Source organism: Amycolatopsis roodepoortensis, from assembly GCF_024628825.1.
Lineage (GTDB): Bacteria > Actinomycetota > Actinomycetes > Mycobacteriales > Pseudonocardiaceae > Amycolatopsis > Amycolatopsis roodepoortensis.
Map to the genome: position 1 here is coordinate 1,417,410 of NZ_CP102415.1, position 14,103 is coordinate 1,431,512.

The 14,103-nt window shown below is 70.3% G+C and carries 11 protein-coding genes; 3 read left to right on the top strand and 8 right to left on the bottom strand.

The window, feature by feature from the left end; all coding sequences use genetic code 11:
* Positions 1-27: 27 nt before the first annotated feature.
* The gene (locus tag NQK81_RS06710) at positions 28-1,062 is read right to left on the bottom strand and encodes an FUSC family protein (RefSeq protein WP_257487522.1); all 1,035 of its coding nucleotides are present in this window, start codon (positions 1,060-1,062) and stop codon (positions 28-30) included.
* On the bottom strand, positions 1,062-2,426 hold the full coding sequence (locus tag NQK81_RS06715) for an aldehyde dehydrogenase family protein (protein WP_257487523.1): 1,365 nt from the start codon (positions 2,424-2,426) through the stop codon (positions 1,062-1,064). The genes NQK81_RS06710 and NQK81_RS06715 overlap by 1 nt, the downstream gene beginning before the upstream one ends.
* A 106-nt stretch (positions 2,427-2,532) precedes the next feature.
* Between NQK81_RS06715 and NQK81_RS06720 the strand changes: the two genes are divergently transcribed.
* From NQK81_RS06720 to NQK81_RS06730, 3 genes are read left to right on the top strand one after another with little or no spacing between them, the layout of a single operon-like run.
* Positions 2,533-4,638 carry a catalase gene (locus tag NQK81_RS06720; protein WP_306856034.1) on the top strand — a complete coding sequence of 702 codons (2,106 nt, stop codon included), beginning with the start codon at positions 2,533-2,535 and terminating at the stop codon, positions 4,636-4,638.
* Between the two features lie 40 nt (positions 4,639-4,678).
* Entirely contained in the window at positions 4,679-6,166 is a 1,488-nt protein-coding gene (locus tag NQK81_RS06725; RefSeq protein WP_257487524.1) for an HAD-IIIA family hydrolase, read from the top strand.
* Positions 6,163-7,188 (top strand): glycosyltransferase family 9 protein, encoded by a 1,026-nt coding sequence (locus NQK81_RS06730; RefSeq protein WP_257487525.1) that lies wholly within the window; start codon positions 6,163-6,165, stop codon positions 7,186-7,188. The genes NQK81_RS06725 and NQK81_RS06730 overlap by 4 nt, the downstream gene beginning before the upstream one ends.
* Here NQK81_RS06730 and NQK81_RS06735 read toward each other — a convergent pair.
* The 6 genes from NQK81_RS06735 to NQK81_RS06760 form a co-directional block, all read right to left on the bottom strand.
* On the bottom strand, positions 7,151-8,005 hold the full coding sequence (locus NQK81_RS06735; protein WP_126730825.1) for an SDR family oxidoreductase: 855 nt from the start codon (positions 8,003-8,005) through the stop codon (positions 7,151-7,153). The genes NQK81_RS06730 and NQK81_RS06735 overlap by 38 nt on opposite strands.
* 418 nt (positions 8,006-8,423) lie before the next feature.
* On the bottom strand, positions 8,424-9,434 hold the full coding sequence (locus NQK81_RS06740) for a TauD/TfdA family dioxygenase (protein WP_257487526.1): 1,011 nt from the start codon (positions 9,432-9,434) through the stop codon (positions 8,424-8,426).
* Positions 9,431-10,840: a cation:proton antiporter domain-containing protein gene (locus NQK81_RS06745; protein ID WP_257487527.1), complete on the bottom strand. Its 1,410-nt coding sequence runs from the start codon at positions 10,838-10,840 to the stop codon at positions 9,431-9,433. The genes NQK81_RS06740 and NQK81_RS06745 overlap by 4 nt, the downstream gene beginning before the upstream one ends.
* A 12-nt stretch (positions 10,841-10,852) precedes the next feature.
* The gene (gene ddaH / locus NQK81_RS06750; RefSeq protein ID WP_257487528.1) at positions 10,853-11,665 is read right to left on the bottom strand and encodes a dimethylargininase; all 813 of its coding nucleotides are present in this window, start codon (positions 11,663-11,665) and stop codon (positions 10,853-10,855) included.
* Between the two features lie 23 nt (positions 11,666-11,688).
* Positions 11,689-12,942: an ATP-grasp domain-containing protein gene (locus NQK81_RS06755; RefSeq protein ID WP_257487529.1), complete on the bottom strand. Its 1,254-nt coding sequence runs from the start codon at positions 12,940-12,942 to the stop codon at positions 11,689-11,691.
* A complete protein-coding gene (locus NQK81_RS06760; protein ID WP_257487530.1) occupies positions 12,939-14,090 on the bottom strand; it encodes an NAD(P)/FAD-dependent oxidoreductase in 1,152 nt (383 codons plus the stop codon). The genes NQK81_RS06755 and NQK81_RS06760 overlap by 4 nt, the downstream gene beginning before the upstream one ends.
* Between the last annotated feature and the right edge of the window lie 13 nt (positions 14,091-14,103).

A 14,103-nucleotide genomic window follows, 5' to 3' on the forward strand; every position in this document is an offset into this window, starting at 1 on the left:
GGTACGGTTACCCGCCGCCGCCCCGGCTTAATCGGCGCGGAGCCGCTGGACGAGACGGCGGGCGGGCAGCGCCATCGCCCCCAGTCCGATCGACGTGGTGACCTCGTCGGTGGGCGTCACGAGCAGGTGGTCGATCTCGTCGAGCAGCCTGCGGCACCGGTCGAGTTTGTCCGCGTCACCCGAACGGGCCACCTCGGCGAGTGCTTCGAGCAGGTCGCCGACCACCCCGCGCGCGTGCTCGCCGGGATGCCGGAACGGCTGATCGCTCCGGGCGGCCTCGCTCACGGCGTCGATCAGCTGGGCGAGCGGCTGCCACAGGGAAATGAGGTTCGCCAGCGGTTCCTCCGGGGTCTCGCGCCGTCCGCGCAGGTTCAGGTACCGGCCCTCGCGGGTCCAGCCGATCGCGTCCTCCGCCTCCGCGGCCAGACTGCGGACGTCCTGCAGGCGGCCGTCGAGCCCGTCGGCCGATTCGCCGCCGCGGACCAGTTCCGCGGTCTCGTCGAGGACGTCGGCGATCGCCCCGGCCAGCCGGGAGGTCGCCTCCCGCAGACGCTGCCCGTGCAGCGGAGGCAGGATCACCGCGTTGAGGACCGCGCCGATCGCCGCGCCCAGCGCCGTTTCCAGCAGCCGGTCGGCGAGCAGGACGGGTTCGGTCGCGTTGCCGTAGGAGATCAGCAGCATGCCGGTGATCCCGACCCACACCCCCGAATCGCCGAAACCCCGCCATGAGCCGATCAGCAGTCCGACGAAGATGACCAGCCCGAGCGCCACCGTCACCGACGGGATGAGCTGACCGGCCCCCGCCGCGAGCAGCACCCCCACGCTGACCGCGCCGACCTGCTGCGCCCAGCCGCGCAGGGAGCGGTAGACGGTGGCCTGCACCAGGAACACCGCCGCGTACGGCGCGAGGAAGGGTTGCGGCAGCCGCAGCACCGCCGTCGCGACGATCCACGCGATCACCGCCGCGGCCGCGGCCTTCGTGGTCTGGATGAGACTCCGGCGCTCCTCCCCCGGAACCCGGAACGCCCGGGCGGTCCAGGCGAACGGTGCCGTCCAGCGCATCACGGCCCCGGGGGTGCCAGGTGGACGACCTTCGTCTGCGTCATCTCGTCGAGCAGTTCGGGCCCGTAGCCGTAACCGCTGCCGCTGGCACCCCGCGGATGGGCGGCTCCGCCGGGCGCGCCGCCGAAGACGTTGTTGATCTTCACGGTCCCGACCGGGAGTTCGCGCCAGGCCCGTTGCGCGTGCGCCATCGAGGGGGTCAGCACCGTGGCGGCGAGACCGTACTCGCCGTCGGCCGCCTGCCCGAGGGCCTGCTCGAAGTCCGCGACCACCGTCACCGGCGCCACCGGGCCGAACGTCTCCTCGCGGAGGATCCGCATCCCGGAGGTACAGCCGGTGAGGACGGTCGCCGGATAGAAGGCACCGGGACCGTCCGGCACGACGCCGCCGACGAGCGGGTCGGCACCCTGCGCGATCGCTTCCGCGACCTGGGCGTGTACCCCTTCGCGGTGACGCCGGTCGACGAGCGGGGCCAGCTCACGATGACCCGCCTCGGCGACCAGCGCGGTGAGGAAGGCCTCCGCGACGTCCTGGTGCACCAAGATTCGTTCGACCGAGACACAGATCTGTCCCGAGTTGGCGAAGGCCCCGGTCGCCGCCTGACCGGCCGCCCAGACGGGATCCACGCCTGCGTCGACGACAAGCGGATCGTTGCCGCCGTTCTCCAGCAGCGCCTTGGCTCCGGTCTTCGCCGCGCTCGCCGCGATCGAACGACCCGCGACGGTGCTGCCGACATGCGCGACGACATCGACGTCCGCGTGGGCCGCGAGTTCGGCACCGACGCTCCCGTCACCCTGCACGGTCTGCAGCACTCCCTCGGGAAGCGCCTCCGACAGCACGTTCCCCAGCCAGGCGCCGGTGTGCGGGCAGCGTTCACTCGGCTTGTGCACCACCGTGTTCCCCGTGACCACCGCGGCTCCCAGCAACCCGCAGGCCACCGCCACGGGGTCGTTCCACGGCGTCAGCGCGACGACGACTCCCCGGGGTTCCGGCACCATCAGGTCGGTGGCCGACGGATCGCCCAGCAAGGACCGTCCACGGTGCACCGGCCCCAGTTCGGCGTACTGCTCCAAGGTCCCGGCTCCGGCGAGGACACCTTCTCCGGCCTCGTCGCGCGGTTTGCCGGTCTCGCTCTCGATGAGGACGGCGAGTTCGCCCGCCCGCTCTCGCAGCGACCTGGCCGCGTCCTTCAGCGCGATCCCGCGTTCGGCCGCCGGCGTGGCGGCCCAGCCCGGCGCCCGCCTCTTCGCCGTGGCGATGGCCGTTTCGACACCATCGGGGGTCGCCGCCTTGACGCTGCCGACGAGCCTGTCGTCGGCGGGGTCGCGGATCTCCAGTACGGCCGGCCGGTCCACCGTCGTCATTCGCACCTCCTCGAAGTTTCCTGCGCGCCGGTTACCCGGTGTCGTTTCGCCGAAACAGTGCCGGGGTAGCCGCGAGGGAAACCACCACCGCGAAGGGGCGACACCAGTGGCACAGCATCGAGAAGACGCGAAGGACGAACAGCTGGGCGGAAGCCGGGTGGATCCGGAGCAGACCGTGCTGACGACGCAGCAGGGTGTCCGCGTCGATCACACGAACGACTCCCTGACCGCGGGATCCCGGGGACCCACGCTGCTGGAGGACTTCCACGCCCGCGAGAAGATCACGCATTTCGACCACGAGCGCATCCCCGAACGGGTGGTGCACGCGCGCGGCGCGGGCGCCTACGGCTTCTTCGAGGCCTACGACGACGCGCTGGCCGACTACACGGTCGCGGAATTCCTCACCAGCGGCGAGAAGATCCCCGTTTTCGTGCGGTTCTCCACCGTCGCGGGTTCACGTGGTTCGGCCGACACCGTCCGCGACGTCCGCGGCTTCGCGACGAAGTTCTACACCCGTCAGGGCAACTACGACCTCGTCGGCAACAACATGCCGGTGTTCTTCATCCAGGACGGCATCAAGTTCCCCGATTTCGTGCACGCGGTCAAACCCGAGCCGCACAACGAGATCCCGCAGGCGCAGTCGGCGCACGACACCTTCTGGGACTTCGTGTCGCTGCAACCGGAGAGCCTGCACATGGTGCTCTGGCTGATGTCCGACCGCGCGCTGCCGCGCAGCTACCGGATGATGCAGGGCTTCGGCGTCCACACGTTCCGGCTCGTCAACGCCGAGGGCAAGGGCACCTTCGTGAAGTTCCACTGGAAGCCCGTGCTCGGCACGCATTCCCTGGTGTGGGACGAATGCCAGAAGATCGCCGGCAAGGATCCCGATTTCAACCGGCGCGACCTGTGGGACGCCATCGAGTCCGGGCAGTACCCGGAATGGGAGCTCGGCGTCCAGCTGGTGGACGAGGACTCCGAGCACGACTTCGACTTCGATCTGCTGGACGCCACGAAGATCATCCCCGAGGAGCAGGTGCCGGTGCGGCCCGTCGGGCGGATGGTGCTGGACCGCAACCCCGACGACTTCTTCGCCGAGACCGAGCAGATCGCCTTCCACACCGCGAACATCGTCCCGGGTATCGACTTCACCAACGATCCGCTGTTGCAGGCACGCAACTTCTCCTACCTCGACACGCAGCTGATCCGGCTCGGTGGCCCCAACTTCTCCCAGCTCCCGGTGAACCGGCCGATCGCGCCGGTGCACACGAACCAGCGCGACGGGTACGGCCAGCAGAACATCCACAAAGGACGGACGAGCTACTTCCCGAACTCGCTCGGCGGCGGCTGCCCGGCGATCGCCGATTCCGGCGTCTTCCGGCACTACACCGCAGCCGTGGCGGGCCACAAGATCCGGGAGCGCAGCGAGAGCTTCAAGGACTTCTACAGCCAGGCGACCCTGTTCTGGAACAGCATGTCCCAGGTCGAACGCGAGCATATCGTCGCCGCTTTCCGGTTCGAACTCGGCAAGGTCGAGGACCGGGAGGTCCGGGCGCGAACCGTCACGGAGCTCAACAACGTCGACCACGACCTGGCGGCCCGGGTGGCCGAGGGAATCGGCGTGAGCGTGCCCGCCGCTCCGGCCACACCCCATCACGACCGCACGTCCCCCGCGCTTTCCCAGCTCAACCAGCCTTCCGTCGCCCCGACCAGCCGGAAGGTCGCGGTACTCGCCGCCGACGGGGTGGACACGATCGGCGTCCGCCGCCTGGTCGAAGCGCTCACCGAGCAGGGCGCGATCGCCGAGGTCCTCGCCCCGGCCGAGGCCGAACTCCGGCCCGGCGGTGAAGGAGACCCGTTGCGGCCGGACCGGCAGCTCAACACCATGGCTTCGGTGCTCTACGACGCCGTCGCCGTCCCCTGCGGCCCGGGCGCGATCAACATCCTCGAACGCGACGGGTACGCGGTGCATTTCGTCGCCGAGGCGTACAAGCACGGCAAGCCGGTGGCCGCCTTCGGCTCGGGGTTGGACCTGCTGCGCCGGGCGGGGGTGACGTCGAAGCTGGCCGACGACACCGAAACCCTGATCGACCAGGGCGTCGTGACGACCACGGCGGCCGAGGCGACCCTGCCCGACGGCTTCTTCGCCTCGTTCCTCGCGCAACTGGGCGAACATCGCTCCTGGCTGCGGAAGACCGACGCGATCCCCGCGTGACCCGGAGTTTGCGGCTCTGGCACCCGGGTACCGGAAGAGGGTGAGCGACCTCGACTACACGATCGTGATCCCGACGACCGGCCGGGAGAATCTCCACACGCTCCTGGCCGGGATCGAAGCCGCCGGAGAGCCCCGGCCCGCGCGGATCGTCGTCGCCGACGACCGGCCCGGCGGCGAGGATCTGCGGCTTCCCCCGTCCAGTACGGAAATCGAAGTGGTCCGCTCCGGCGGACGCGGTCCCGCCGCCGCCCGCAACGCCGGCTGGCGGCGCGCGGAGAGCGAGTGGATCGCCTTTCTCGACGACGACGTGGTGATCGGCTCGGACTGGCCGCGGAAACTCGCCGAAGACCTCGTCCCCCTCGGGCCGGAGACGGCGGCGTCGCAGGCGCGGCTCGTCGTACCGCTGCCGCCGGACCGCCGTCCGACCGACGACGAGCGCGGAACGGCCGGGCTGGAGACGGCCAGGTGGATCACCGCCGACATGGCCTACCGCCGGTCCGTGCTCGCCGAGGTCGGCGGCTTCGACGAACGTTTCCCCCGCGCCTACCGGGAGGACTCGGATCTGGCCTTGCAGGTGACCAAGGCGGGCTACCTCATCGCGCGGGGTGAACGCGTCACCGTCCATCCGCCCAAACGGTCGGGTCCGCTGGCCAGCCTCCGCGCGCAACGGGGCAACGCCGACGACGCGCTCATGCGGCACAAGCACGGTGTCCTGTGGCGGCAGCAGACCGGAGCCGGACACGGGCGGCTCGAACGGCACGCGCTGGCCACCGTCAGCGCGGCCGGCGCCGCGGCACTGTTCGCGTTGGGCCGCCGGAAGGCCGCCGCAGCCGCGGCAGGACTGTGGGCGGGACTGACCGCCGAGTTCGCCGCGCGCCGCATCGCGGCGGGCCCGCTCACCCCGGGCGAGGTGTCGCGGATGCTCCTGACCAGCGTCCTCATCCCGCCCGCGGCCTGCTATCACCGGCTGCGCGGGGAACTGCGGCACCGGATGGCCCGGCGGCCGCAGGCCCTGCTGTTCGACCGGGACGACACCCTCATCGTCGACGTGCCCTACCTCGACGATCCCGACGGCGTCCGTCCCGTGCCCGGCGCCAAGGAACTGCTGCACGGCCTGCGGGCGGCGGGGATCAGGATCGGCGTGGTCAGCAACCAGTCCGGGGTGGCGAAAGGGCTGATCACCCCGGACCGGCTGGCCGCCGTGAACGGCCGGGTCGAGCAGATCCTCGGCCCGTTCGGCACCTGGCAGGTCTGCGTGCACGACGACGGTGACGGCTGCGCCTGCCGCAAACCCGCGCCTGGGCTGGTGCGCCAGGCCGCGGAGGCACTCGGGGTGGACGTCCGCCGCTGTGTGGTCATCGGCGACACCGGTGCCGACGTCGACGCCGCCCTGGCGGCCGGAGCCCGCGGCATCCTCATCCCGACCGCGCGGACCCGGCCCGAGGAGATCGACCGCGCCCGTCGCCGGGCGACAGTCGCGCGAGACCTCGCCGAAGCCGTCCACTTGGCCGTCGCGGGTACTCGATGAACGTCCTGGTCGCGAGGATGGACAACCTCGGCGACGTCCTGCTCGCCGGACCCTGCGTCCGCGCCGTCGCGGCCGGGGCGGACCGGGTGACCCTGCTGACCGGGCCGCGCGGCCGCGCCGCGGGCGAGCTGCTGCCCGGCGCCGACGAGGTCATCACCTGGTGCGCGCCGTGGATCGACCCCGAGCCGCCGCCGGTCACCCGGGAGGACACCGACGCGCTCGTCCGGCGTTTGCGCGAGTTCTCCTTCGACGCGGCCTTGATCTTGACGTCGTTCCACCAGTCCCCGCTCCCGCTGGCGCTGCTGCTGCGCCTGGCTGGCGTGCCGTGGATCGGCGCGATCAGCGAGGACTACCCCGGCTCGCTGCTGGACCTGCGGCACCGGGTGGAGGGTGATCCGCCGGAGCCGGTCCGGATGCTGTCCCTGGCCGAGGAGGCCGGCTTCTCGTTGCCGCCCGGTGACGACGGCGGCCTCGCCGTCCGCTGGCCTCTGCCGCCGGTGGAGGAACTGGTCGGCGACGAGGACTACGTGGTCGTCCATCCGGCCGCGTCGGTCCCGGCCAGGCAGCCGTCCGCCGAACGCTCGGCCGCCATCGTGCGGGCGCTGCAAGCCGCCGGCCGCCGCGTCGTCGTGACGGGCTCGCCGTCGGAAAGCGTCCTGACCAAGGAAGTCGCCGGGAAGGCACTCGACCTCGGCGGCCGCACGGGCCTGGCGGAACTGGCGGCCGTGCTCGCCGGCGCGGACGTCGTGGTGGCGCCGAACACCGGCCCCGCCCATCTCGCGGCCGCCGTCGGGAGCCCGGTGGTCTCGCTGTTCGCGCCCGTCGTGCCGGCATCGCGCTGGGCGCCCTACGGTGTGCCGTCCGAAGTGCTCGGCGACCAGCACGCGGCCTGCAAGGACAGCCGGGCCCGGGTTTGCCCCGTGCCCGGCCATCCCTGCCTGGACCGCCTCGCGCCCGAAGCGGTCGTCGAAGCCGTGGCGCGCCTCAGCCGGGTGTGGTCTCACCGCCCAGCGCGGCGATGACCTCGCCGCTGTAGTACGACGAAAGCCGGTTGGACGCCAAGAAGACGTACGAGGGCGCGAGGTCGTCGGGATGCGCCGCCCGCTCGAACGGGACCTGGAGGCCGAACTTCTCCACCTTCTCGGGCGGGAAGGTCGACGGGATCAGCGGTGTCCACACCGGACCGGGCGCGACGCAGTTGATCCGGATGCCCCGATCGGCCAGTGCCTGCGCCATGGCGTACGTCCACGCGTGCACGGCGCCCTTGGTCGCGGAGTAGTCGATCAGCGATTTGTTACCGCGCAGGCCGTTCACGGAGCCGGTGTTGATGATGACCGACCCCTCACCCAGATGGGGCAACGCGGCGTTGGTCACCCGGAAGAAGCTGTGGATGTTCACGTCGAACGTGTGCGTCCACTGCTCGTCGGTCAGCTCTTCGGGGCTGTCGACCGGCCACTGCGTGGCGACGTTGTTGACCAGGATGTCCAGGCCGCCGAGCTCCTTCACGGTCCGGTCCACGATCTCGCGGCATTGCGCCGCCTCGGCGAGATCACCCGGAAGGAGGAGGCATTCGCGCCCTTCAGCGCGTACGCGTTCCTCGGTGTACTTCGCGTCTTCGTGCTCGTTGAGGTAGGCGATCGCCACGTCGGCGCCTTCCTTCGCGAAGGCGATGGCGACCGCGCGGCCGATCCCGGAGTCACCGCCGGTGATCAACGCGCGTTTGCCCGCCAGCAGCTCGCGGCCTTCGTAATCCTCCATGGAGTCGCGAGGCGGCGGGTCCATTTTCGACGTCACGCCCGGCGGTTCCTGCTGCTGCGGCGGCCGTAACTTGTCTGCCATCGGTTTCCCTCCCGTCGGGTGCTTTGGCGGAGGGTTACCCGGATGGCCGCTTTCTCGAACATGCCCGGCCGGGTGTCGCGAAAGCCACTTTCGGGACGTCTGGTGTCCCGAAAGTGGCTTTCGCGACGCGCTCGCCGGACGATCACCGGTCCGAACGTTGCGAAAGTGGCTTTCGCAACGTTGAAGGTTGCGAAAGTGGCTTTCGCAACCTCGGCCCGGTGCGGCTTCGCGTGACTGGATGGCCGCCTCTCGTGATTGGACGGACGTCACGCGTGTCCAGACGGACGACACGGGCCGGACCCGGGCCGAACGTGAGTCGTCCGTTCAATCACGCGTGCCGTCCGTTCAATCACGCGTGTCGTCCGTCCGATCACGCGTGTCGTCCGTCCAGGCACGCCGCGACCGCGGGCAGGAAGGCTCAGTGCACCCGCCGGTCCCCAGCCGTCCCCCGGTACCGGATCGTCCACAGGCTGCGCCGGATGTACGTGCGCTGCAGCCACCGGTCCCGCCCGTTGTGCCGCGCGAAGAACTGCGACCGCGCGTGCAGGCCCTTCCGGTTGTTGATCAGCAGCGCCGTCCCCGGCTCCAGTTTGACCTGGTGCGCCACCTCGCGGCAGACCCGCTGCAACTCCTCCAGCGCCTGTTCCGCCTCGACGGTCTCCCCCACCACACCGTTGGCCGAGATCGCCACCTCCGGCGAGTCCGCCGGCCCGGAGATGACCGCCACGAGGTCGGAGAGCACGTCGGCCCCCTTGGCCACGTCACGCACGTAGCTGCCGGGCGCGTTGAGCCGGAAGAGCGGGCGGCGCAGGACGTCGAGCACCTCGGGATCCAGCGCGGCCGAGATGTCCCTGCCGTCGGCGTAGTAGGTGACGGCCTCCTTGTTCCCGTCCTGGCGGACGCAGTTCAGCACCAGGAAGTCCGGATTGGACACGTCGTACCGGCCGACCTCGTCGTGCACGATGTCGTTGTGGAAGTTCAGGAACACGTGCGAGCTCTGGTTCGTCTGGCTCCGCGCCCCCGCCGACACCGGGACGACGTCGTGCACGAGCCGCCCGCTCTTCTCGGTGGTGAACCCGACGGGCTCGCCGAGCAGCTGGCTCAGTCCCAAAAGGACGGTCTCGGCGACGAACGTCTTCTTGTCCTTGCTGGGTTCGCCGTCGATCGGCGTCTCCGGCAGCTCCGGGTCCACCGGCAGGTTGCGCACGAGCGCGACGCCGGGGGTGTCGACATGCCTGCCGAAGTCCAGGATCGTCTGCGCCTGGTCGATCGGCAGCTTCGAGAACGCGACGCGGAGCATCGCCAGCGAGCGGTCGATGTCGTCGACGGGATTCGGGAAGGACCGCAGGTCGCTCCCGATGGTGTCCCGGACTTCGTCGTCGAGGACGACCTCGGCGAAGGTGCTGACTAGGGTTTCCTTGCTGGTCATGGTGTCCTATCCACTTTCCGCCGCCGCTGGACCGGCGGTCTCGTCTTGAACTTGGCGATGAGACTGAGTGCGGGGGCGGTCGCGATCGTCGACACGAGCGTCATGATCACGAGCATCGCGAACACCGCCGGGCTGATCACCTTCAGCTGGAGGCCGACGTTGAGCACCACCAGCTCAGTCAGCCCCCGGCAGTTCATGAGCGCCCCGAGCGAAAGCGATTCGCGCCAGCCGACCCCGGTCAGCCGGGCCGCCGTGGTGCTGCCCACCCATTTCCCGAACACCGCCACCGCCGTGATCATCACGGTCCACAGCCACAGCGATCCGGAGCCGAGCAGGCTGAACTCGGTGTGCAGCCCGGTGTAGGCGAAGAACAGCGGCAGCAGCAACGTCAGGGTCACGCTGCCGAGCTTCCCGGCCGCGCGGGTGACGACCGGATCGTTCCTCGGCGCGATCACCCCGAAGAGGAAGGCGCCGAAGATCGCGTGGATGCCGATCTCGTTGGTGGCCAGCGCCGACAGCATGATCCCGCCGAGCAGGATCGCGAGCACCGCGGACTCCGGCACGCGGGCGAGCGCCTTCGCCAGCAGCGGCCGGACGACGTAGAGCATGACCACGACGAACACCAGGGTCAGCCCGACGGTCAGGAACACCTCCGACGGTGACCCGCCCTGGCTCACGGCGACCACGACGGCCAGCAGGCACCACGCGGCGACATCGTCGACGGCGGCACACGTGAGCGCCAGCGCCCCCAGCGGCGTCTTCGACAGGCCGCGGTCGGTCAGGATCCGCGCCAGCACCGGGAACGCCGTCACGCTCATGGAGACCGCGATGAACAGCCCGAAAGCGAGGAAGCCGACGTCACCGCCGAAGGTCGGGTACATGCCGAGCGCGAGCACGATGCCGCAGACCATCGGCAACGCGATGCTGACCTGGCTGACCGTCACCGCGGTGAACCCGCGCCTCCGCACCGCGCCGAGATCGATCTCCGAACCGACCAGGTACATGAAGAAGATCAGGCCCAGCTGCGAAAGGATGTTGATCGCCGAGACCACCCCGCCCGGGAACAGCCAGCCGAACGCGCCGGGCCAGACGAGCCCGAACAGCGACGGACCCAGCAGGATGCCGGCGACGATCTCGCCGATCACCGCGGGCTGGCCGAGCCGCCGGGCCAGGACGCCCGCCAGGTAGCAGGCGCCCAGGATCACCGGAAGCGCGACCAGCAGGCGCGCGTAGGTGTCGGGCCCGCCGCCCGCTGCCTTGGCGCCCGTGCTCGCGACGGGCGCGTAGGCCGACCCCAGGCCGAGCACCACGACGACGACCACCGCCGGGACCGCGATCAACGCCGTCCCGACGACGATCCGGCGCAGCGTGGTGCGCCCGCCCCGGTCCCGCACAGCCGAATCCATCGAGTTCTCTCCCTAACCGGCACGCAGTTCCAGCGTGCAGCATTTGACGCTGCCGCCCGCCTTCAGCAATTCGGACAGGTCGGCACCGATCGGTTCGAAGCCGTGTTCCCGCAGCCGCGCGGTCAGCTCGGTGGCCGCCTGCGGGAGCACGACGTGCTTGCCGTCGGAGACGGCGTTGAGCCCGAACACGGCGGCGTCGCTCTCGGAGGCCAGGATCGCGTCGGGATACAGCTCCTTCAGCAGCAGAAGGCTTTCCTCGGAGAACGCGCCCGGGTAGTACATGACCGTGTCCTCGTCGAGGACGGCGAGCGCCATGTCGAGGTGGTAGTACCGGGGGTCGATGAGCGTCAGCCTGGTCACCGGGCGGCCGAAGAACTCGCGCGATTCGTTGTGCGCCTCCGGGTTCGTGCGGAACCCAGTCCCGGCGAGGATCGTCTTCCCCGCGACGAGGTAGTCGCCTTCCCCCTCGTTGACCCACTGCGCCTGCCGCACGTAGCGATATCCGTTGGCCCGGAACCACTTCAGGTACGCGGCGGATTCGCCGGCGCGTTGCACGTGGTGGAAGCGCGCGACGAGCACCTGCCCGTCGACCACGGTGGCGCCGTTGGCCGCGAACACCATGTCGGGCAGGCCGGGCAGCGGATCGAGCAGCTCGACACGATGGCCGAGGTCGACGTACAGGTCGCGCAGCCATTCCCACTGCGCGATGGCCAGCTCGGTGTCCGTCGGTTTCTTCGGGTCCATCCAGGGATTGATCGAGTACTCGACGTCGAAGTACGTCGGTCTGACCATCAGGTAGTGCCGTTGGGTGGCAGTCCGTGACACGCTTCCTCCACGCGATTTCGGTGCTACTTCTGGGTTTCGGAGAGTTTGACCTCGATCTTCCCTGCCAGGTCGTTCGCGTTGCGCATGGCTTCGTCGAAGGACGCGCCCAGCGCGCCGATGCCGCCGAAGATGTTGTTGCCGAGCGGCGGGCGCTTGATCAGATCACCCGGTTTGGCGAAGATCTTGAGGTAGTACAGGGAGTCCGATTCGTTCACCGCGGGCGGGACGTCGATCGAGGCGATCACGCCGCCGGGGCAGATCAGGCACATCGCGGCGGTGTGCAGCCCGGTCGGGCTGAAGTGCCGGACGTCCGGCCGCACCCCGCGGGAGACGTCCATGAGTCCCTTGATCGGGTCGTAGCCGGCCGAAAGCCGCGCCATGTGGTCGAGTCCCCCGCCGCCGGGGCGGACGGCGATCTCCAACAGGAACGGTTTGCCCTGGTGGAACCGGACTTCGGCGTGCAGCGCGCCGCGGGTGAGCCCCTGCGCACGCACGCCGGCGGCCACCACCGCGTGCACTTCGGCCACCTGCTCGGCGGTCAGCGACGTGGGCGCGTGGTGCACGTCGTCGTCGAAGGTCTCCCCCTCCGACGTAACCCTGTCCACAATGGACCCGAGGTAGACCTCGTCGTCCCAGGCCACCGCCTCGATGAGGTGCTCGTGACCGTCCAGAAAGGACTCCACGAGCAGGCCGTGCGGGCCGAGATCCAGCCCTTCGGCCTCCATGTTGTACCAGGACATCCCGTCGATGCCTTCGCGCGCCTGTGCGTAACGCTCCCGCATCTTCTCTTCGTCGTCGACCCGGAAGACGAAGTTGCTGGCCGCGCCGAGGGTCGGCTTGAGGATCACCGGATAGCCGAAGTCCTCGGCCGCTTGAAGGGCCGAATCGAGGTCTTCGACGAACCGGAAGTCCGGATGCGCGGCACCGCCCTTCTCGTGCGCCTGCCGCATGATCAGCTTGTTCCGGCTGGTCCGCGCCGCGTCGACGCCGATTCCGGGCAGGCCGAGCGCTTCGGCCACCGCGGCGACCAGGACCACGCCGGACTCGGAGAAGGTGAGCACACCGTCGAAGGACTCTTCCGCGTGCCAGGCCTTCGCGTGCCGGATCAGGTCGTCGATGTGGTTGCTGCCGGCGATCCGGTAGCGCTCGGACGGCCAGAGATCCTCGGTCCCGATCCCGTTGAGCACGTACAGCACCCCGCCGAAATCCTCGATCTGCTGATACCGGGGCAGGTAGTAGTAGGAGTTCTGGCTGGCTTCCAGCGCGAGCAGTTTCACGACACACCTCGCAGGGCAGGACGGATCGGGTGGGCACCGCCCGCTCGCACGAGCGGCCGGTCGAGCGGTTCGAGTCCGGTCGGGACCGGGCCGGCGCCGGTCAGGCGCGCGGCGAGGGACCGGGCGATCAGCGGGGCGAACTTGAACGACGAGCCGCCGCACGCCGCGTAGGTCAGCACCCGGTCGCCGAGGACGGCGAGCAGCGGGCCGAGGGTGGAGCGCCGGGCCAGGTAGTGACAGTCCCGGGTGTCGACCAGCCAGTCCCGGCGGAAAGCCGGGATCAGCGTGGCGAACGTGTCGATCAGGTGCTCACGCCACCACGAAGGCACTGTGGCGCCACCGATCTCGTCGACGACGCGGCACGCGCTCGCGGCGCTGAGCTTCAACGGCGTTCCGGCGACGGGCGGCACGAGCCACGCGCCCCCGTCGGAGCCGAGCGACGTGATCGCCGGGGTCGCGGCCCACGCGGCGGCGTCGGCGGGCGGCACGTCGCAGTAGAGCATCGTCTGCCGGTGCAGCACGAGTTCCCTGGACAGCGCGGGGGCCAGCAGATCCCGCGACCACGGGCCCGCCGCCACCAGGACGGCGTCACCGCGGAGGGTCTCCCCGTCGGCCAGCCGGACCTCGGCCCGATCGGCGTCGATCCCGGCGACCTTGCGGTGCGGGTGGAGTTCCGCGTTCGCGTGCCACCGCAACCGGGTGGCGCACGCGGTCAGGACGCGATCGGCGAGCAGGACTCCCGCGTGCGACTCGAAGACCGCGCTCGTCCCCGGGACGAACCCGGCGTGCGGGAATTCCGCGGCGAGCTCGTCCGCGCCGAGCACTTCGGCCTTCGATCCGGCCGCCGTCAAGAGATCCCGCGCTGCCTCGGGCTCCGGAAGCGCGGTGAGCGCTCCGACCTGTTCGTAGAACGACGTGGACAGCCGGTTCTCGAGTTCGATCCACGCGTGATGCGCGGCGACCGCGGCCGCCGTGGTGGCCGGGTCGCCGGTGTGCAACGCGCGCAGCACGCGGTGCCGGTCGAACGAGGTCGCGCCGGAGAACGGGATGTCCGCCTGGTCGGCGACCACCACTTCGTGTCCGGCGGACACGCATTCCAGCGCGGTCAGCAGCGCGATGACGCCACCGCCCGCGAACACGACTCGCATGGTCTTCCCCCTC